This is a genomic window from Aeromonas sp. FDAARGOS 1416 (assembly GCF_019048085.1).
GTDB classification, from domain to species: domain Bacteria; phylum Pseudomonadota; class Gammaproteobacteria; order Enterobacterales; family Aeromonadaceae; genus Aeromonas; species Aeromonas veronii.
Genome location: NZ_CP077301.1, coordinates 2,163,085 through 2,182,982 on the forward strand (window position 1 = coordinate 2,163,085; position 19,898 = coordinate 2,182,982).

A 19,898-nucleotide genomic window follows, 5' to 3' on the forward strand; every position below is an offset into this window, starting at 1 on the left:
AGGATTGTGAAATAAAATTTCTTTTGTTCTTTTGTTACACATGATCCAGATCAAGTTTTTCTGAGTCAGCCCCGCTCTATAATCGACTCAGAAAGCGATTTAGTAAGGCATGTGAAAAAGCTGTTGCAACGATACCGTCTTGACAGGGCGACTATAATTGCCGGGCATTGCCAACGTCTTACTAAACAGTTTTCAAATAATCAGGAGATAAACATGGCAGTAACCAATTTGGCTGAACTGGATGCACTGGTCGCCCGCGTTAAGGAAGCCCAGCGTGAATTCGCCAGCTTCTCTCAAGAGCAGGTAGACAAGATCTTCCGTGCCGCCGCCCTGGCCGCCAACAACGCCCGTATCCCCCTGGCCCAGATGGCCGTGGAAGAATCCGGTATGGGTATCATCGAAGACAAGGTTATCAAGAACCACTTCGCCTCCGAATACATCTACAACAAGTACAAAGACGAGAAGACCTGCGGCATTCTGAGCGAAGATGATCAGATGGGTACCATCACCATCGCCGAGCCGGTAGGTATCATTTGTGGTATCGTTCCGACCACCAACCCGACCTCCACTGCGATCTTCAAATCCATGATCGCGCTCAAGACACGCAACGCCATCATCTTCTCCCCGCACCCCCGTGCCAAGAACTCCACCAATACCGCTGCCAAGCTGGTACTGGATGCAGCTGTTGCCGCTGGTGCGCCGAAAGACATCATCGGCTGGATCGACCAACCGTCTGTTGAGCTCTCCAACGCCCTGATGAAGCACGAAGACATCAACCTGATCCTGGCCACCGGTGGCCCGGGCATGGTGAAAGCAGCCTACTCCTCCGGTAAGCCTGCTATCGGTGTGGGTGCCGGTAACGTACCTATCGTTATCGACGAAACCGCCGACGTGAAGCGTGCCGTTGCCTCCATCCTGATGTCCAAGACTTTCGATAACGGCGTGGTCTGTGCCTCCGAGCAGGCAGTCATCGTTGTTGATGCCATCTACGACCAGGTTAAAGAGCGTTTTGCATCCCACAAGGGCCACGTGCTCTCCAAAGAAGATGCTGACAAGGTACGTAAAGTCATCCTGATCAACGGTGCCCTGAACGCCAACATCGTTGGCCAGCCAGCCACCAAGATTGCCGAGATGGCAGGCGTGACTGTACCGGCTGATACCAAGATCCTGATCGGTGAAGGCGTCAAGCTGTGTGCAGAAGACGAGTTCGCTCACGAGAAATTGTCCCCGCTGCTCGGTATGTTCCGTGCAAGCAGCTTCGAAAACGCCGTTGATATGGCCTGTGACATGGTCAACATCGGTGGTATCGGCCACACCTCAGGTCTGTACACCGACCAGGACCGCAACGCTGACCGCATCAAGTACTTCGGCGACAAGATGAAGACCGCGCGTATCCTGATCAACACTCCGTCTACCCAAGGCGGTATCGGTGACCTGTACAACTTCGCAATGGCACCGTCCCTGACCCTGGGTTGCGGCTCCTGGAGCGGTAACTCCATCTCCGAAAACGTGGGTCCGAAGCACCTGATCAACAAGAAGACAGTCGCAAAACGGGCAGAAAACATGCTGTGGCACAAACTTCCGAAATCCATCTACTTCCGTCGTGGTTCCCTGCCGATCGCTCTGAGCGACCTGGAAGGTAAAAAGCGTGCCATGGTCGTAACTGACCGCTTCCTGTTCAACAACGGCTACGCCGATGAACTGGTCAGCCTGCTGAAAGCACAGAATATGGAAGTGGAAGTGTTCTACGAAGTAGAAGCTGACCCGACCCTGGCTGTGGTTCGCAAGGGTGCCGAGATGGCCAACTCCTTCAAACCGGACGTTATCCTGGCGCTGGGCGGTGGTTCACCGATGGATGCGGCCAAGATCATGTGGGTGATGTACGAGCACCCGAACACTGCGTTCGAAGATCTGGCCATGCGCTTCATGGACATCCGCAAGCGTATCTACAAGTTCCCGAAAATGGGCGTGAAGGCCGAACTGGTCTGTATCACCACCACTTCCGGTACCGGCTCTGAAGTCACTCCGTTTGCGGTAGTAACCGATGAAGTGTCTGGTCAGAAGTATCCGCTGGCTGACTACGAGCTGACCCCGAACATGGCCATCGTTGATGCCAACCTGGTCATGGGCATGCCGAAGTCCCTGTGTGCCTTCGGTGGTATCGATGCCGTGACTCACGCCATGGAAGCCTATGTTTCCGTACTGGCTAACGAGTACTCCGACGGTCAGGCGCTGCAAGCCCTGAAAATGCTGAAAGAGTACCTGCCATCTAGCTACCAGAACGGTGCCAACGACCCGATCGCTCGTGAGAAGGTGCACAATGCTGCCACCATCGCCGGTATCGCGTTCGCCAACGCCTTCCTGGGTGTGTGCCACTCCATGGCTCACAAACTGGGTGCCGAGTTCCACATTCCGCACGGTCTGGCTAACGCCCTGCTGATCAGCAACGTCATCCGCTACAACGCGAACGACAACCCGACCAAGCAGACTGCGTTCTCCCAGTACGACCGTCCGCAGGCTCGTCGTCGTTACGCCGAAGTCGCTGACCACCTGGGTCTGACTGCTGCCGGTGACCGCACCGCCGCCAAGATCGAGAAGCTGCTGACCTGGCTGGACGAGCTGAAGGCTACCTTGGGTATCCCGGCCTCTATCCGCGAAGCTGGCGTGACTGAAGCTGACTTCCTGGCCAAGGTTGACCAGCTGGCTATCGAAGCTTTCGATGACCAGTGCACCGGCGCCAACCCGCGCTACCCGCTGATCAGCGAGCTGAAGCAGGTTCTGCTGGACTCCTACTACGGTCGTCCGTTCACCGAAGCCGCTCCGGTAACTGCTGCCCCGGTTGAAGCCAAGGTTGAAGGCAAGAAGAAATCCAAGGCCTGATAACCAGTCCTGAGATAACAAGCCCGCGCACTGCGCGGGCTTTTTTTATCTGTCACTTATCACAGAGCTCCTCTCTCCAGCCGATTGCGGTAGTGCAGCCCCTAACTTCCCAACCAACCAACTCGCCCCAACCAATCCGTTATCGACATCCCAACCTGTGACTCTGTATTGATGGGCCCCTGTGATAACAAGAGCACGCTCCATCACCTCCTCTCCCCTACCCGCAACGAATTACCCTGACGGGCAGATGTGAGCAGTCAACGCCATCTCAAGAGCTAAAGGTGTGATAAACAGGATAAGCGGAGCCTCGCTAACGCAATGCAGCAGAACTGCGACTGGCATACGTGCAGGGCCAACCGACTGGCAGAGACAGAGCAATGATAATTCGCAGAGAAAGCGGGAAAGACTGTCAGTGAAGAGAGTTGCAGCACCAGTTGCGCAACCGACGCATCAGCAGTTGCCACGATACAAAGATAAAAAAATGGCAGCCATCAGGCTGCCATCGGGAGAGCACGATTCAGCGATCAGAGGGTCGCAGCGACTTCATCGGAGATGGAGCCGTTGTGATACACCTCTTGCACGTCGTCCAGATCTTCCAGCATGTCGATCAGACGCATCAGCTTGGGTGCAGTTTCTGCATCCAGCTCCGCTTCGGTGGAGGGGATCATGGTCACTTCGGCGCTCTGGGCCTTGAAGCCGGCAGCTTCCAGACCGTCCAGCACGGTACCGAAGTCGTTCGGGGTGGTGTACACCTCGATGGTGCCATCCTCTTCGGTGACCACGTCATCGGCGCCCGCTTCCAGCGCGGCATCCATCAGGGCATCTTCGTCTACGCCCACGAAGGTCAGCAGACCTTTCTTGCTAAACAGATAGGCGACGGAGCCGTCTGTACCCAGGTTGCCACCGCACTTGCTGAAGGCGTGGCGCACTTCGGCTACGGTACGGTTACGATTGTCGGTCAGGCACTCTACCATCACGGCAGAGCCAGCCGGGCCGTAACCTTCGTACACGATGGTCTCGAGCTGTTCGCCATCGCCACCACCGGCGCCACGCTGAATGGCACGGTTGATGGTGTCGCGGGTCATGTTGTTGGTCAGGGCGGCAGTCACCGCAGCACGCAGACGCGGGTTGTTGGCGGGATCGGCATCACCCAGACGCGCGGAGGTAGTGATTTCGCGGATCAGTTTGGTGAAGATCTTGCCACGCTTGGCGTCCTGAGCGGCCTTGCGGTGTTTGATGTTGGCCCATTTACTGTGACCTGCCATAGAGACTCTCCGTTATTTTTTAAATGTCAGTAACACTGATCATGACTAACCCAAGGGAAACACAGAGGCCGCACGGCGGCGGCCTCCGGTGCCGGTATCGGCTTACTCGTCGCCCTTGACGGTGGTTGCAATCGCCAGCTCACCCAGTTGGGCGGCATTGGCAAGGCTGGGGGCGTCTGTCATCAGACAGGCAGCCGCGGTCGTTTTCGGGAAGGCGATGACGTCCCGAATGTTTTCGGTGCCGGTCAGCAGCATGCTGAGACGGTCCAGACCGAAGGCCAGACCGGCGTGCGGCGGGGTACCGTACTTCAGCGCATCCAGCAGGAAGCCGAACTTCAGGCGCTGCTCGGCCGGGGTGATACCCAGGATATCGAACACGGTGGACTGCATCTCGCTGTTGTGGATACGGACAGAGCCGCCACCCACTTCGTAGCCGTTGATCACCATGTCGTAGGCGTTGGCGTAAGCACCCACCGGATTGGCTTTCAGCTCGGCCGGGCTCATGTTGCTCGGCGCGGTGAACGGGTGGTGCATGGCGGCCAGACCACCTTCACCATCTTCCTCGAACATCGGGAAGTCGATGACCCACAGCGGTTTCCAGCTGTTCTCCAGCAGGCCCAGATCGCGACCCACTTTCAGACGCAGGGCGCCCATGGCATCGCAGACCACTTTCTTGCTGTCAGCGCCAAAGAAGATGATATCGCCGTCGGCAGCGCCGGTACGAGCCAGGATCTCGCGCACGATGGCGTCAGAGAGGAACTTGGCAACCGGAGACTGCACGCCTTCGATACCATTGGCCGCTTCGTTGACCTTCATCCAGGCCAGGCCCTTGGCACCGTAGATGCCGACAAACTTGGTGTATTCGTCGATCTGCTTGCGAGAGAGTTCAGCACCGCCCGGGACTTTCAGGGCAGCCACACGGCCTTTCGGATCGTTGGCGGGGCCCGCGAACACGGCGAACTCGACAGCAGTCAGCAGATCAGCCACATCGACCAGCTCCATTGGCAGACGCAGGTCCGGCTTGTCGGAGCCGTAGCGACGCATGGCTTCGTCGAAGGTCATGATCGGGAAGTCGCCCAGATCCACGTTCAGGATGTGCAGCCACAGTTTGCGGATCATCTCTTCCATCACTTCACGCACTTGCGGCGCGGTCATGAAGGAGGTCTCCACGTCGATCTGGGTGAATTCCGGCTGGCGGTCGGCACGCAGGTCTTCGTCACGGAAGCACTTGACGATCTGGTAGTAGCGATCGAAGCCGGACATCATCAGCAACTGCTTGAACAGCTGGGGTGATTGCGGCAGAGCGTAGAACTTGCCCTTGTGCACGCGGCTCGGCACCAGATAGTCACGGGCACCTTCCGGGGTGGCCTTGGTCAGCATCGGGGTCTCGATATCGAGGAAGCCGTGCTCGTCCATGAAGCGGCGTACGAAGGCGCTGGCCTTGGCACGGGTTTTCAGGTACTTGGCCATCTCGGGACGACGCAGATCCAGGTAGCGATACTTGAGGCTGATCTCTTCGCTGTTGACCTGATTGAAGTCCAGCGGCAGCGGCTCGGCACGGTTGATGATGTTGAGCTCGTGAGCGAACACTTCGATGGCGCCAGTGGCCATGTCGCTGTTGCGCTGGGACTCGGGACGGGTGCGCACCACACCGGTCACCTGGATGCAGAACTCGCCGCGCAGCTCGGAGGCCAGCGCGAACGCGTCCGGCTTGTCCGGATCGAAGAACACCTGAACGATCCCTTCCCGGTCGCGCATATCGATAAAGATCAGACCGCCGAGATCACGACGACGATGAACCCAACCGCACAATGTAATGGTCTGCCCTGCATGGGCCTCATTGACCTGTCCGCAATAGATAGAGCGCATGGACTTCTTCCTTCGAAATTGTAGAGAGACGGTTAACCTTGGGCCGCCGGGCACGACTGGCAAGCACCGTCTGTCTCACAGCTGGCCAGATTCTTTTTCTTACCCGGTTTGAAATCAGTCTCGTACCATCCGGTTCCCTTGAGCCGGAAGCCTGCCGCCGATATCAGCTTGACCAGATTCGGCTTGCTACAGGCCGGACAGTCGGTCAGGGGGGCATCGGAAAGCTTTTGCAGTTTTGCCAATTCATGGCCACAGACGTCGCAACGATATTCGTAGATAGGCATGGGTCACAAGAAATTGATAAACAAAAGGGCTGGCATTATAGAGGAAAACCCCCTTTTGGGTAAAATGGCCAGCAGCCTCCTTTCGCCAGTTTTTTGCGCTCGATGGCAAAAAGCGGGCAAAAAATCGGCACGAATGCACCAAGAGCGAAGAGAATAGCCATCATGAGCCTCTATTTGGGCCTGCCACAGTGGTCCCACCCCAGCTGGCCAGGCCAGTTGCTGGGCCTTGGCGCCAAGCCTGCCGAACACCTCTCCCACTACGCCACCGTGTTCAATTCGGTGGAGGGCAATACCACCTTCTACGCCCTGCCGACCCCCGATACGGTACAGCGCTGGGCCGATGCGGTGCCCGATCACTTTCGTTTCAACTTCAAATTTCCGCAAACCATCAGCCACCAGAGCGATCTGGTGAGCGCAGACAAACAAGTCGCCGACTTTATTCGTCTGCTCGCCCCGCTGCACGACAAGCTGGGGCTGCTCACCCTGCAGTTGCCCGCCCGTTTCGGGCCACAGGGGCTGGCCAGACTGGCGGCCTTCATCGATCGGCTGCCGCGGGCGTTTCGCTACGCCCTCGAGGTGCGTCACCCTGAGTTCTTCGCCAAGGGGGAGGCCGAGCGGGCATTAAACCGGCTGCTGATGGAACAGGGTGTGAACCGGGTGATGCTCGACAGCCGGCCACTCTTCTCGGTGCAAGCAACCACGCCAGCCCTTGTCGATGCCCAGGGCAAGAAACCGCGCCTACCGGTGCATCTGCTGGCCACCGCCAACGCCCCCATGGTGCGCTTTATCGGCCTGCCGGATCCGGCGGCCAATCACCCCTTCCTGCCCAGCTGGCTCCCCCACTGGCGCCAGTGGCTCGCGGAGGGGAAAGATCTCTACCTCTATATACATACTGCCGACAACGCCCAGGCACCTGAGCTGGCCCGCCAGATCACCCGCTTGCTGGAGCAGGATATGGCCCCCTGGCCGGGGGAAAACGATCGCGCACGGCAGGGAGTGCTGCGCTTTTAGCCAACCCATTCTGTGGCCATCGTTTCGCTGTAAAAAAAGTACTTTTTTGTGGCGTGGCAAGCCCTGGCGTCAAGACAAACGGCCATCAATCCTCTACACTACCGCCCCAAGTAAGGGTCCGGAACATGGCCCGTACGAACAGGACAGGTCCAAAGGATTTCATGACCAGCCACCCCGTTCGTAAACAGGTGATAAATCTACTCTGATGGGTGTCACCCAACGACTCAATTGAACAATACAGCCGGGTGATGTCCCGACTGTCAGGTTGCGCCAGCATGCATACCAAAGATCAAATTTTTGCCGCCCCGATCGCCCGATTGGGTGACTTCTGTTTTGACGAACAGGTCGTCGACGTGTTTCCCGATATGATCCAGCGCTCGGTGCCGGGTTACAGCAACATCATCTCTGCCATCGGCATGATGGCCGCCCGCTACGCCCAACCCGAGAGCCGACTCTATGATCTCGGCTGCTCACTGGGCGCCGCGACCCAGGCGATGCGTCGCCATGTCAGCCAGCCCGGCTGCCGCATCACCGCGGTGGATCTCTCCCATCCGATGATCGAGCGCGCCCGCGCCCACCTCTCCGGCTTCAAATCCGAGGTACCGGTGGAGCTGGTGGAAGCAGATATCTGCGACATCGAGATCGAGAACGCCTCCGTGGTGGTGCTCAACTTCACCCTGCAATTTGTCGAACCAGAGAAACGGACCGCCCTGATCCAGCGCATTCACGATGGGCTGCGCCCGGGCGGGATCCTGATCCTGAGCGAAAAGTTCCGCTTCGAAGATGAACCGGTCAACGAGCTGCTGATCGATCTGCATCTCGACTTCAAGCGGGCCAATGGCTACAGCGAGCTGGAGATCAGCCAGAAACGAACTGCCCTTGAGAACGTGATGCGCACCGACAGCCTGCCGGTGCATCAGGCCCGTCTGCGGGAGGCCGGTTTCGTCCATCAGGATCTCTGGTTCCAATGCTTTAACTTCGGCTCCATGATTGCCATCAAATCCAGCGACGCCCAGCCATGATCGACTTTGCCAATTTCTATCAACTAATTGCCAAAAACCGGCTGAGCCACTGGCTGCATACCCTGCCCGCCCAGCTGCACGCTTGGCAACATGACAACCAGCATGGCGACCTGCCGCGCTGGAACCGCGCCCTCAACAAGCTGCCGGTGGTCTCCCCCGGCAACATCGAGCTGAAAAGCCGGGTCGAGATTGGTTCGGCCGAGAGCCTTGGCGAAGGGGAGCGCAAGAAGGTCGAGAGCCTGCTGCGTCACTTCATGCCCTGGCGCAAGGGGCCGTTCACCGTACACGGCATCCACATCGATACCGAGTGGCGCTCTGACTGGAAGTGGGATCGGGTGCTGCCCCATATCAGCCAGCTCGAAGGCCGTTACGTGCTGGATGTGGGCTGCGGCAGCGGTTACCACCTCTGGCGCATGGTGGGTGAAGGGGCTCGGCTTGCAGTCGGCATCGACCCGAGTCCGCTGTTCCTCTGCCAGTTCGAGGCCATTCGCCACTTCGCGGGCAATGATCAGCGCGCCCACCTGTTGCCGCTCGGCATTCAGGAACTGCCGGAGCTGCGTGCCTTTGACACCGTCTTCTCCATGGGGGTGCTCTATCACCGCAAATCCCCCATCGAGCACATCGAGCAGCTGCGCAATCAATTGAAAGATGATGGCGAGCTGGTGCTTGAGACCCTGGTGATCGATGGCGGGGTCAACGACGTGCTGATGCCCACTGACCGTTACGGCAAGATGCGCAACGTCTGGTTTATTCCCTCAAGCCGCGCCCTCAAGCTGTGGGTCGAGCGCTGCGGCTTCACCGACGTGCGGATAGTAGACGAGAATATGACCAGCACCGACGAACAGCGTCGTACCGACTGGATGATTAATGAATCCCTGAGTGACTATCTGGATCCAGACAATCCAGCACTCACGGTAGAAGGACACCCGGCGCCGAAACGTGCCGTACTGATTGCCCGCAAGGCCAAAGACTAGCCGATGGCGATTCAGGAAGTTACACTGACCCAATTCCAGGAAGCACAGTTAAATGAATGACATGAAAAGCAAATTAAAAGGAATGACCCTGCTCTCCCTGCTTAGTCTCGGCGGGTGTGTCAATATGGAAAAAGCGCCTCAGGTCCCTGCTCTGACGCTGGCCGAGCTTCGTAGCGAGCTGAGCCAGAGCGAGCAGCGCCTGCAAACATCCATGGAACAGCAACAGAAGCAGTATGTGCAGCAACAGCACCTGCTGGTTCAGCTCAACACAGATGTCACCAATATGAAAGAGTCCGTCAAGCAAGTAGACCACAAGCTCGCCACCCTCCCCTCCGAGCCGCCCAAGCCGATGGCCATCCCCACCGAGAAGTGCCCGGCCCCCAATCAGGGTCACACCATCGATGGCAAGCTGATGGTCGGTGAAGCCGAGTGGATCTGGGTTGATGCGGCCAACGACGCCTTCCAGGCGCGGGTCGATACCGGTGCGACCACCTCCTCCATCAGTGCGCAGGAGATCACCATTTTCGAGCGCAACGGCAAAAACTGGGTGCGCTTCTTCCTGAGCCATCAGGAAGTGGACGACAAGCTCCAGATCGAAGCGCCGCTGGTACGCCATGTACGGGTGCGTCAGGCCTCTGCCGACGACCTCGACCGCCGTCCGGTAGTGCGTCTGGCCGTGCGCATTGGCGACATGACCGAGAAAGCCGAATTTACCCTGAAAGACCGTAGCGACATGACCTTCCCTGTGCTGCTGGGTCGCGAATTTTTGAAAGACATCGCCGTGGTTGATGTGGCCCGCGAATATATCCAACCCAAACCCAAGCTCAAGGATGTGAAATAATCCATGGTTTCCCGTAAGCCGTTCTATTTGCTGGTAGCCCTGCTGTACATTGTCGGCCTGGGGATGACGATCTATCACCATATCGCGTTGGATGTACCGCTGACGCCCGGTGAAAAGCGCCAGATCTGGTCCATCGAAGCCAAGCTGGAGTTTGAGGCGACCGGTGAGCCGGTGATCGCCTCTCTGGCCATCCCGGGCACCCAGCCCGGTTTCACCCTGATGAACGAGAACGCCGCCAGCCCCGGCTACGGCCTCTCCTTCGTCGAGAAAGATGGCGATGCCCGCGCCGAGTGGTCCATCCGCACCGCCTCTGGCCGTCAGGAGCTTTACTACCGCGTCGACATGATGGCGGATGCCCATGCCAAACCGGCCGCCAATCCGCAGCCGCCTGCCATCGAGAAGCAGATCGAGAGTGAGCCTTATGCCACCGCGATGAAGCAGATCCTCGAGCGGGCGCAGGAGCGCTCTGCCGACGGCTACACCCTGACTCGCGAGATCATCAAGGAGATCGAGAAGCAGGAGCAGAACGCCGAGCTGCTGAAAAAGCACAAGAGCCGCGCCAACCTGATCGCCGAGCTGCTCAACAATGCTGACGTCCCCACCCGCGTGGTGCATGCTCTGAATCTGGAAGATGGCCGCCGTCGTCAGGAGCTGGTGGATTATCTGCAGGTATTCAACAGCCCGACCGACTACAAGCTGTTCAACCCGCAAACCGGTGAACAGGGTCGTCCGGCCAACCTGCTGCTGTGGGAATACAATTCCGGCGCCCTGCTGGACGTGACCGGTGGTCACAACTCCCGTGTCAGCTTCTCGATGATCGAACAGGAGCAGCCGGTCAGCGTGGCACTGGCGCAGAAGTTCGAAAAATCAGAGATGATGAACTTCTCCATCCACAGCCTGCCGCTGGAAGAGCAGACCCTGTTCAAGGGCTTGCTGCTGATCCCGATCGGCGTGCTGATGGTGGTGTTCCTGCGGGTTCTGGTTGGGATCAAGACCTCAGGTACCTTTATGCCTGTGCTGATCGCGGTCGCCTTTATCCAGACCTCGCTGGTCACCGGTCTCATCGGCTTCCTGCTGATCGTCGGCACCGGTCTCATCATCCGCTCCTATCTGTCGCGGCTTAACCTGCTGTTGGTCGCCCGAATATCGGCCATCATCATCATGGTTATCTCGATGATCGGTATCTTCTCGGCGTTCGCCTTCAAGCTGGGGCTGACCGACGGCATGAAGATCACCTTCTTCCCGATGATCATCCTCTCCTGGACCATCGAACGGATGTCCATCCTGTGGGAAGAAGAGGGCCCGAAAGAGGTGTTCCGCCAAGGCGGCGGCTCTCTGCTGGTTGCCGTCATCGCCTATCTGGCCATGGATAACGAGCTTATTCGTCACCTCACCTTCAACTTCCTCGGCCTGCAGCTGGTGCTGATGGCGACCGTGCTGTTGATGGGTAACTACACCGGCTACAAGCTGAGCGAACTGAAGCGCTTCAAGCCGCTGGTGGACGAGATGAAATCTGGCGTCACCCCGGGTAAGGACAAGTAACCGATGTGGTTCTGGGAAAAATACACAACCCCGTGGAGCCTGTCCCAATCAGGCATCCTCGGCATGAACAAGCGCAACCACTCCTACATCAGCCGCTACAATCCGCGCAGCCTCTATCCGCTGGTGGATGACAAGCTGCAGACCAAGCAAATTGCGCTGGATGCAGGGGTTACCGTGCCTGAGCTGATCGGTACCATCCGTGCCCAGCACGATGTGGGTCGCATCACCGAGCTGGTAAAAGATTGGCCGGGCTTCTGCATCAAGCCGGCCCGTGGCTCGGGCGGCAAGGGGATCCTGGTGATCCTGCGTCAGGAAGATGGCCTCTTCTATAAACCCAACGGCAGCGCCTCCAACGGTCAGGATCTGGAGCGCCATGTTTCCAACATTCTGGCGGGGCTCTATTCGCTTGGCGGCAAGCCCGACGTGGCGCTGGTCGAAGGCCTCATCAACTTTGATGATGTGTTCGACGGCTACTCTTTTGAAGGGGTACCCGATGCCCGAGTGATCATCTTCAAAGGGTTCCCGGTGATGGCGATGATGCGCCTCTCCACCTCGGCTTCCGATGGCAAGGCGAACCTGCACCAGGGCGCCGTGGGAGTGGGTCTGTGCCTGCGTACCGGTCGTGCCCTGCGGGCAGTGCAGTTTGGCAATCCGCTGCGCCACCACCCGGATACCGGCCTCGACCTCTATGAGCTCAAGGTCCCACACTGGGATACCCTGCTCACCCTGGCCGCCTCCTGCTACGAGATGTCGGGTCTGGGCTATATCGGTACCGATATGGTGCTGGACAAGTTCCGCGGCCCCATGCTGCTGGAGCTCAACGCCCGTCCCGGTCTTGCCATCCAGATCGCCAACGGTCGCGGCTTGGTGCCCAATCTCAAGACTATCGAGAAGCTGGGCCAGGTGAAGATGAACGTGGAGCAGCGAGTCAATTTCGCCAAGGATCACTTCGGGATCTTTGAGGAATAACTTCTTCGCTTGTGAACTAAGCGCGCCTATGGCGCGCTTTTTTTATGGCGATTGTCTGTCGGCATATCCCCCCACCTAGCCATTCGGATCAGCATCTCATTTCGAAACAACGAGTACGCCAGCGAACGGCAGCTTGGAATAGCGATGGAGCGAGAAGAGTGTGACCGCAATGTCAGGGGATGGATAAATCTCTGGTATAAAAAAACCGGCGCCAAGACGCCGGTTCTTCAAGGAGAGTGCAGCCCGATTACAGGGAGTCAGCATTCTCGGACAGGTACTTGGCAACGCCGTCCGGAGAGGCTTGCATACCTTTTTTGCCTTTTTCCCACTGAGCCGGGCACACTTCGCCGTGCTCTTCGTGGAATTGCAGGGCATCGACCATGCGCAGCATCTCGTCGATGTTGCGGCCCAGCGGCAGATCGTTGACAACCTGGTGACGAACGACACCGTTCTTGTCGATCAGGAAGGAGCCACGGAACGCCACGCCGGCTTCCGGATGCTCAACGTCATAGGCTTTGCAGATTTCGTGTTTCACGTCGGCGATCAGCGGGTACTTGACCTGACCGATACCGCCATCTTCCACTTTGGTGTTGCGCCATGCGTTGTGGGAGAACTGGGAATCGATGGAAACACCGATCACTTCCACGCCACGCTTCTGGAACTCTTCATAACGGTGATCGAAGGCAATCAGCTCGGACGGGCAGACGAAGGTGAAATCGAGCGGATAAAAGAAGACAACGGCAGCTTTGCCTTTGATGTGGGATGACAGGTTGAATGAATCAACGATCTCGCCATTACCCAGAACAGCTGCGGCGGTAAAATCGGGTGCGGGACGGCCTACCAATACCATATTCAATTCCTCTTTATGTGAAGTGAACAATCCGGTGAGGATTGGGCTACCTAGAGCCAAGTCCATCTAATTCAAGCGACAAACTATAGACCTGATGGTAGATTAGTTAAATCAAATTAAATAGATAGCATTAATCGGGTTTTTCTATGCAACGTTGGCCCAGCCTCAAACAGCTGCAATATCTGGTCGCTCTCGATGAGCACAAGAACTTCAACCGCGCCGCCAAGGCCTGTCATGTCAGCCAGTCGACCCTGAGTACCGGGATCCAGACGCTGGAGGACATGATGAACCTGCAACTGGTGGAGCGGGACCACAAGAGCTTCATTATGACCCCGGTCGGCATGGAAATCGTCGAGCGCGCTCGCAATTTACTCTCCGATGCGCGGGATCTAATGGAGCTCGGGCAACATCAGGGCGGCGTGATGCAGGGGACGGTACGTCTTGGCTGCATTCCCACCATCGCCCCCTTCCTGCTGAGCAAGCTGCTGAAAGAGTGCAGCAAAACCTATCCTGACCTCGAATTGTTGCTGCGTGAAGACACCACCAGCAATCTGCTCAAGCAGCTGGAACAGGGTCAGCTCGACTTGCTGATCCTCGCCCTGCCCATCGAGATCGGGGGATTTCACTGCAAGACCGTGGGCCAGGATCCGTTCCACATGGTGATGCCCGCCAGCATGGCGGCCGGTCTGCATACCCCGTTCGACTACAAGGAGCTGCCCAACCAGAGCATCTTCCTGCTGGAGCGGGAGCACTGCCTCACCGAGCACGCAGTGAGCGCCTGCCGCCTGCGGGACAAGAGCAAGATCAACCCGTTTGCCGCCACCAGCCTGCACACCCTGGTGCAGATGGTGGAAGCGGGCCTTGGCACCACCTTCCTGCCGCAGATGGCCATCGATGCCGGCATTCTTGCCAACTCCGATCTGGTGGCCATCCCGCTGCCGGGAGAGACCTCCTATCGCGAGATCGGGCTGGTCTGGCGCCCCAGCACCACCCGGGTGCAGACCTTCTACAAGCTGGCCGAGCTGCTTAAACCGCTGATCAGCCACAACGAGTGACAACAAACGCCAGCCCTCGGGTTGGCGTTTTTCAGTTCCCCACCACATTTTTCCTATCGGAGACTAGGTCTGGAGTCAGATCCCTGTTTATGATGGAAAAGTTGTCGCGCCCCCTACCGCCAGAACGATTTGGCAGGATATGGCGCTCGATAAATGTCTCGTTTGGTAGACCCGTCCGTGGAGAGAGCCCGATGTATCGCAAGCTGCTGCTATCCCTGCTGACTCTGCTGCTGGCCGCCTGCTCCAGCACGCCGGAGCCGCCTCCGGCCCCCCGGCAGAGCAGTGCCTTTGATGGCTTCTACCAACAGTGGCGCGGTGTTCCCTACCGCATGGGCGGCGCCAGCCGCGCCGGGCTAGACTGCTCCGCCTTCACCCAGCTCGCCTACAGTCAGGTGCTGGGCTTCAACCTGCCAAGAACCACCGAATCTCAGGCCAGCATTGGCAAACAGGTGGATCGCTACCGGCTGCAACACGGGGATCTGGTCTTCTTCAAAACCGGCTGGCAACAGTACCATGTGGGGGTCTACACAGGTGCCGGCGAGTTTATTCACGCCTCCACCAGCAAGGGAGTGATCCGCTCCCGCCTCGACAACGTCTACTGGAACAGTCGCTACTGGCAGGCACGTCGGGTGACCCAGTAACCACTCAAACGCCTGCTTGCGGCACAAGTTGCGTGCCGATACTCTCCGTCAATCCATGTCGCTATGTCGGGACACACAACCCACGCTTATAACTCAATTGGCCCCAAAGCCTGCATATCACACCATTTTGTGATAAGGTGGTGGCCAATTTTTAACACTTTCGCCTCTTTCTCATACGTTCTCTGTCCTGATTGACAACAAGCGAGGCGATAACAAGCAGCGCGCGGCGAAAGTGGAGTGTGGCGCAACACTGCCGGACGGGTGGCCCACAGCTGCAGTATCAAGGGTTAAATAGATAAGGAGATCGTGCAATGAAACAGTATCAAAGCTGGCTGGGGCAATACCTGATGAGTCGCCGTGACGGTGACCACGCCATGGCATGCGAGATGGCGAGTTCCATCTGCGAGTTCTGGCAGCAGCAGGGTGATGAAAACGAACTGGACAAGTGGCAGCAGATTTACCAGAACCATCTGGAAAAGACCACCTGATCCCGACCGTTGCCTTGCTGCCAGCCACCCGGTGTTGGCAGCAAGGCCACTCGCGACCAACCACCATCAGCCAACCCCTCTCCCCCAATTTTCCCGCTACGTTAAACCGCTACCTTCGTTCACTCGCGCTTTACCATCTTCATTTTGCTCTTGCGCACCGGCCTCTGTTCATTCCATCTCGGCAGCCATTTCCTGCGCCCAGTCGATAAAGGCCTGGATCTTGGGACACGCCCGATTGGGCAGGGTCGCCATGTAATAACGCTGCTCGCACTTGATCTCCAGCCCGGCAAAAGGGGCCAACAGCTCGTTGCGTGCCAGTCGCTTGCTCACCAGATTCTTGCGCCCCATGGCGATCCCGGCGTGATTCATGGCGGCGATGATGGCGAGATCCGAGCGATCAAAACCCATGCTCAACTGGCATGCCTCGAGGCTGACCCCGGCGTGGCGAGCCCAGCAGCTCCATTCATCGGTATCCGAGTCAAATCCCCACGCCTGCCGATCATGAAGCAGACGGCACAAGGACAAGTTGGCGGGATTGCCGACAAGCCCGTGCTGCTCGGCATATTCCGGGCTGCAGACCGGCAGCATGTACTCATCCATCAGCGGGTGGATGGCAAGCCGCTCCGGGCTCTTCTCATCGAAATAGAGGGTCAAATCGATGCCATAACCATGCAGGTTGATGTTCTCGTTGCCAGTGATGATATTGAGCTCGATCTGCGGATGCTGGCGGGAGAAATCAGCCAACCTGGGCACCAGCCAGCACTGGGCGATGGAGGGACGCGAATAGATGGTCAGGGTACCGGATAGTTCCTGATTCTTGATCTCCAGGATCTCCTGATTGATGAACTCCAGCGACGATTTGAGCGCCCAGAACACCCGCTGCCCATCCGCCGTCAGTACCACCTTGCGGTGAAAACGCTCAAAGAGCTTGAACCCCAGCTCCTCTTCCAGCGCGCTGATCCGGTGACTCACGGCACTGGGACTCAGCGACAATTCATCAGCTGCCATGGCAAAGGATCCGTGGCGGGCGGCCGCCTCGAAGGTGTGCAGCTTGGCCAGCTGGTAGCCACTCAGCAGTTTGTTGCGCGATATGTAATTATCCCCGTTATACATTCATCCCCCTCTTCGCGATGGCCGCCAATGATACACCCACAGGCCACCTTCAGGATGAAGCCAAAAGACCCAAAGAGTGTAATTTAGATAAATTGTGACCAATGTAGCGTCTTTGCATCACTTCAGCTCACCCAAGTGGTCGATTTCATCATTTGTCAGCCCCGCCTCATTTTCATTCAATAAGCGCATAAACAATCACAAACAACAGATGTCGAGGCGCAGTATGAGTTCAGAGGTATGGGTCATCGCTACCTTGCTAAGTAGCATCGTTCTTATCGTGGTCACCATAGTGAAGGGCAAGATCCACCCCTTTCTTGCCCTGCTGCTGGCCAGCTTCTATGTGGGCACCCTGATGGGGATGGAGCCCCTCAAGATAGTCAGCGCCATGGAAGAGGGCATTGGCGGCACGCTCTGCTTTCTCGCCGCCGTCATCGGCCTTGGCACCATACTCGGCAAGATGATGGAGGTGTCGGGCGCGGCGGAGCGCATCGGCCTCGCCCTGCAGAGATGCCGCTGGCTTTCGCCGGATGTCATCATGGTGCTGGTTGGTCTGGTATGTGGCATCACCCTGTTTGTCGAAGTCGGCGTGGTACTGCTGATCCCGCTGGCCTTCTCCATCGCCCGCAAGACCAACACCTCGCTGCTCAAGCTGGCCATTCCGCTCTGTACCGCCCTGATGGCCGTGCATTGCATCGTACCGCCTCACCCTGCCGCCCTCTACGTCACCAATCAGCTGGGCGCCGATGTGGGATCCGTCATCGTCTATGGTCTGGCGGTCGGGCTGTTTGCCTCGCTGGTGGGCGGTCCGCTGTTTCTGAAGCTGCTGGGTAACCGGATTCCATTCAAGGAGGTACCCGCTGCCTTTGCCGACATCAAGGCCCGCGATGAAGCAACTCTCCCGACCTTAAGCGCCTCGCTCTTCACCGTGCTGCTGCCCATCCTGCTGATGCTGGCCAAGACGGTCGCCGAGCTCAACATGGATCACGCCAGCCACCTCTATACCGTGCTGGAGTTTATCGGCAACCCCATCACCGCCATGTTCATTGCCGCCTTCACCGCCTACTACGTGCTGGGGATCCGCCAGCAGATGAAGATGGAAGGGCTGCTCAACAAGACCGAGGAGTGCTTCTCCTCCATCGCCAATATCCTGCTCATTATCGGAGCGGGCGGCGCCTTCAACGGCGTACTCAAGGCGAGTGGGCTGGGCGACTCTCTGGCCACTATCCTCTCCCAGTTGGATATGCACCCGATTCTGCTGGCCTGGCTGGTGGCTATCGTGCTGCACGCCGCCGTGGGCTCCGCCACCGTCGCCATGATGGGCGCCACCGCCATCGTCTCCCCCATCATGGTGCACTACCCGGATATCAGCCCGGAGATCATGACCCTGGCCATCGGCTCCGGTGCCATTGGCTGCACCATGGTGACTGACTCTCTGTTCTGGCTAGTCAAGCAGTATTGCGGCGCCACCCTGAACGAAACGCTCAAGTACTACACCACCGCCACCTTGGTCGCCTCCCTGATGGCGCTGGCCGGTACCTTCCTGCTCTCCTATATCGTGTAACAAGACCGAGAACACTATGAAAAACATCGACGTACAACAACTCACAGCGCAATTTCCACTGGTGCAATCCCTGATCGCGCTTGAGCCAGTCACCTGGTTCAACCCCAACACCACCACTCTGGCTGCCGGTCTGCCCTATGTGGGGCTCGATAACAACAATGTGGCGGACGCTTCCGCTCGGCTGGCCCGCTTCGCTCCCTACATGTGCGAGGCCTTCCCCGAGACCCGCGCCAGCAACGGCATCCTGGAGTCCGAGATCGCCGCTATTCCGGCGATGCAGGCTACGCTCAACCAGCGCTACGGAGTCGAGGTCACCGGTCGACTACTGCTCAAAAAAGATAGCCACCTGCCCATCTCCGGCTCCATCAAGGCGCGAGGCGGTATCTACGAGGTGCTGACTCACGCCGAACAGTTGGCGATCAAGGCTGGTCTGCTGCGGGAAGAGGATGACTACCGCAAACTGTTCAGCGACGAGTTTCGCCAGTTCTTCAGCCACTACAGCATCGCAGTGGGCTCCACCGGCAACCTTGGCATGTCCATCGGCATCATGAGTGCCAAGCTCGGCTTTACCGTCACCGTCCACATGTCGGCCGATGCGCGGGAGTGGAAGAAGCGCAAGCTGCGTGAACACGGCGTCATCGTGGTCGAATATGCCGAAGATTACGGGGTGGCGGTGGAACAGGGGCGCAAAGAGGCCGAACGCGACCCCAACTGCTTCTTTATCGATGACGAGAACTCCCGCACCCTGTTCCTCGGCTACTCGGTGGCGGGCGAGCGGGTGAAAGCGCAGTTCGACCAGATGGGTATCAAGGTGGATGCCGACCACCCGCTGTTTGTCTACCTGCCCTGCGGCGTGGGTGGCGGCCCGGGCGGCGTGGCCTTTGGTCTCAAGCTCGCGTTCGGGGATAACGTTCACTGCTTCTTCGCCGAGCCCACTCACTCCCCCTGCATGTTGCTGGGGGTCCACACCGGATTGCACGATGCCATTGCGGTGCAGGATCTGGGCATCGACAACCTCACCGCAGCCGACGGCCTCGCGGTAGGGCGCGCCTCTGGTTTCGTCGGCCGCGCCATGGAGCGGCTGCTGGCAGGCTTCTACACCCTGAGCGATCAGGAGATGTATGACCTGCTGGGACTGCTGGCGCGCGATGAGCAGATCACACTCGAACCGTCAGCCCTGGCGGGTATGGCAGGCCCGTGGCGGGTGGCAGCCAATCCCGAGTGGCTCACCGGGCGCGGTTGCGATGCCGCAACCATGGCCCGCGCCACCCATCTGGTGTGGGCCACCGGCGGTGGCATGGTGCCCGCCGAAGAGATGGCAAAGTACCTGGCCAGCGCCAAGCTCTAGGCTTTTTCGCCACTTTTATCTGCAAATCAACCCGCCATCACGGCGGGTTTTCTGTTTTGGGAACAAGGGGATGGGGCAGTTCTGTCGCAATCCATGGCGACAATTTCCCCAAGTTGGTCAGTTTGTGCTAAAATGGCGCTCATTTTTTGACATCTCGCGTCACGTTCGCCGCCAGATTGCCCATC

The 19,898-nt window shown here is 58.2% G+C and carries 17 protein-coding genes; 12 read left to right on the forward strand and 5 right to left on the reverse strand.

All coding sequences use genetic code 11. The features are described 5' to 3' along the window. Window positions 1-213: 213 nt before the first annotated feature. Window positions 214-2,880 (forward strand): bifunctional acetaldehyde-CoA/alcohol dehydrogenase, encoded by a 2,667-nt coding sequence (adhE, locus tag I6L46_RS09525; protein ID WP_019446648.1) that lies wholly within the window; start codon window positions 214-216, stop codon window positions 2,878-2,880. A 524-nt stretch (window positions 2,881-3,404) separates the two neighbouring features. On the opposite strand, the gene I6L46_RS09530 is transcribed toward adhE, so the two are convergent. From I6L46_RS09530 to I6L46_RS09540, 3 genes are all read right to left on the reverse strand, one after another. Continuing rightward, window positions 3,405-4,145, reverse strand: coding sequence for a YebC/PmpR family DNA-binding transcriptional regulator (locus tag I6L46_RS09530; protein WP_005337681.1), 741 nt, complete (start codon window positions 4,143-4,145; stop codon window positions 3,405-3,407). A gap of 102 nt (window positions 4,146-4,247) precedes the next feature. Beyond that, window positions 4,248-6,014, reverse strand: a complete 1,767-nt coding sequence (gene aspS, locus I6L46_RS09535; protein ID WP_005337684.1) for an aspartate--tRNA ligase — start codon at window positions 6,012-6,014, stop codon at window positions 4,248-4,250. Between the two features lie 32 nt (window positions 6,015-6,046). Further along, the gene (locus tag I6L46_RS09540) at window positions 6,047-6,298 is read right to left on the reverse strand and encodes an FmdB family zinc ribbon protein (RefSeq protein ID WP_005337686.1); all 252 of its coding nucleotides are present in this window, start codon (window positions 6,296-6,298) and stop codon (window positions 6,047-6,049) included. Between the two features lie 162 nt (window positions 6,299-6,460). Here I6L46_RS09540 and I6L46_RS09545 point away from each other — a divergent pair, with 162 nt between their 5' ends. From I6L46_RS09545 to I6L46_RS09570, 6 genes are all read left to right on the forward strand, one after another. Next, window positions 6,461-7,309 carry a DUF72 domain-containing protein gene (locus I6L46_RS09545; RefSeq protein WP_216977959.1) on the forward strand — a complete coding sequence of 283 codons (849 nt, stop codon included), beginning with the start codon at window positions 6,461-6,463 and terminating at the stop codon, window positions 7,307-7,309. A 275-nt stretch (window positions 7,310-7,584) separates the two neighbouring features. Further along, the gene (gene cmoA, locus I6L46_RS09550; RefSeq protein ID WP_216977960.1) at window positions 7,585-8,331 is read left to right on the forward strand and encodes a carboxy-S-adenosyl-L-methionine synthase CmoA; all 747 of its coding nucleotides are present in this window, start codon (window positions 7,585-7,587) and stop codon (window positions 8,329-8,331) included. Then, on the forward strand, window positions 8,328-9,305 hold the full coding sequence (gene cmoB, locus I6L46_RS09555) for a tRNA 5-methoxyuridine(34)/uridine 5-oxyacetic acid(34) synthase CmoB (RefSeq protein ID WP_216977961.1): 978 nt from the start codon (window positions 8,328-8,330) through the stop codon (window positions 9,303-9,305). Before cmoA ends, cmoB begins: the two co-directional genes overlap by 4 nt. 52 nt (window positions 9,306-9,357) lie before the next feature. Further along, window positions 9,358-10,146: an ATP-dependent zinc protease gene (locus I6L46_RS09560; RefSeq protein ID WP_254203149.1), complete on the forward strand. Its 789-nt coding sequence runs from the start codon at window positions 9,358-9,360 to the stop codon at window positions 10,144-10,146. A gap of 3 nt (window positions 10,147-10,149) precedes the next feature. Further along, window positions 10,150-11,688 (forward strand): inactive transglutaminase family protein, encoded by a 1,539-nt coding sequence (locus tag I6L46_RS09565; protein ID WP_005337699.1) that lies wholly within the window; start codon window positions 10,150-10,152, stop codon window positions 11,686-11,688. A 3-nt stretch (window positions 11,689-11,691) separates the two neighbouring features. Then, window positions 11,692-12,657 carry an alpha-L-glutamate ligase-like protein gene (locus I6L46_RS09570; protein ID WP_204383597.1) on the forward strand — a complete coding sequence of 322 codons (966 nt, stop codon included), beginning with the start codon at window positions 11,692-11,694 and terminating at the stop codon, window positions 12,655-12,657. Between the two features lie 247 nt (window positions 12,658-12,904). On the opposite strand, the gene I6L46_RS09575 is transcribed toward I6L46_RS09570, so the two are convergent. Beyond that, window positions 12,905-13,507 carry a peroxiredoxin C gene (locus I6L46_RS09575; protein WP_005337701.1) on the reverse strand — a complete coding sequence of 201 codons (603 nt, stop codon included), beginning with the start codon at window positions 13,505-13,507 and terminating at the stop codon, window positions 12,905-12,907. A gap of 146 nt (window positions 13,508-13,653) precedes the next feature. On the opposite strand from I6L46_RS09575, the gene I6L46_RS09580 reads away from it, so the two are divergent. The 3 genes from I6L46_RS09580 (at window position 13,654) to I6L46_RS09590 (ending at window position 15,691) form a co-directional block, all read left to right on the forward strand. Continuing rightward, window positions 13,654-14,562 (forward strand): hydrogen peroxide-inducible genes activator, encoded by a 909-nt coding sequence (locus I6L46_RS09580; RefSeq protein WP_005337702.1) that lies wholly within the window; start codon window positions 13,654-13,656, stop codon window positions 14,560-14,562. A gap of 191 nt (window positions 14,563-14,753) precedes the next feature. Next, window positions 14,754-15,203, forward strand: a complete 450-nt coding sequence (locus I6L46_RS09585; RefSeq protein WP_139473602.1) for a C40 family peptidase — start codon at window positions 14,754-14,756, stop codon at window positions 15,201-15,203. A gap of 311 nt (window positions 15,204-15,514) precedes the next feature. Then, on the forward strand, window positions 15,515-15,691 hold the full coding sequence (locus tag I6L46_RS09590) for a hypothetical protein (RefSeq protein ID WP_005337704.1): 177 nt from the start codon (window positions 15,515-15,517) through the stop codon (window positions 15,689-15,691). Between the two features lie 168 nt (window positions 15,692-15,859). On the opposite strand, the gene dsdC is transcribed toward I6L46_RS09590, so the two are convergent. After that, window positions 15,860-16,804: a DNA-binding transcriptional regulator DsdC gene (gene dsdC / locus I6L46_RS09595; RefSeq protein ID WP_216977962.1), complete on the reverse strand. Its 945-nt coding sequence runs from the start codon at window positions 16,802-16,804 to the stop codon at window positions 15,860-15,862. A gap of 223 nt (window positions 16,805-17,027) precedes the next feature. Between dsdC and dsdX the strand changes: the two genes are divergently transcribed. Together dsdX and I6L46_RS09605 are read left to right on the forward strand one after the other, a co-directional pair. Beyond that, window positions 17,028-18,365, forward strand: a complete 1,338-nt coding sequence (dsdX, locus tag I6L46_RS09600) for a D-serine transporter DsdX (protein ID WP_216977963.1) — start codon at window positions 17,028-17,030, stop codon at window positions 18,363-18,365. A 16-nt stretch (window positions 18,366-18,381) separates the two neighbouring features. Continuing rightward, complete coding sequence (locus I6L46_RS09605; RefSeq protein ID WP_216977964.1) at window positions 18,382-19,713, forward strand: D-serine ammonia-lyase; 1,332 nt, start codon at window positions 18,382-18,384, stop codon at window positions 19,711-19,713. The last annotated feature ends 185 nt before the right edge of the window (window positions 19,714-19,898 follow it).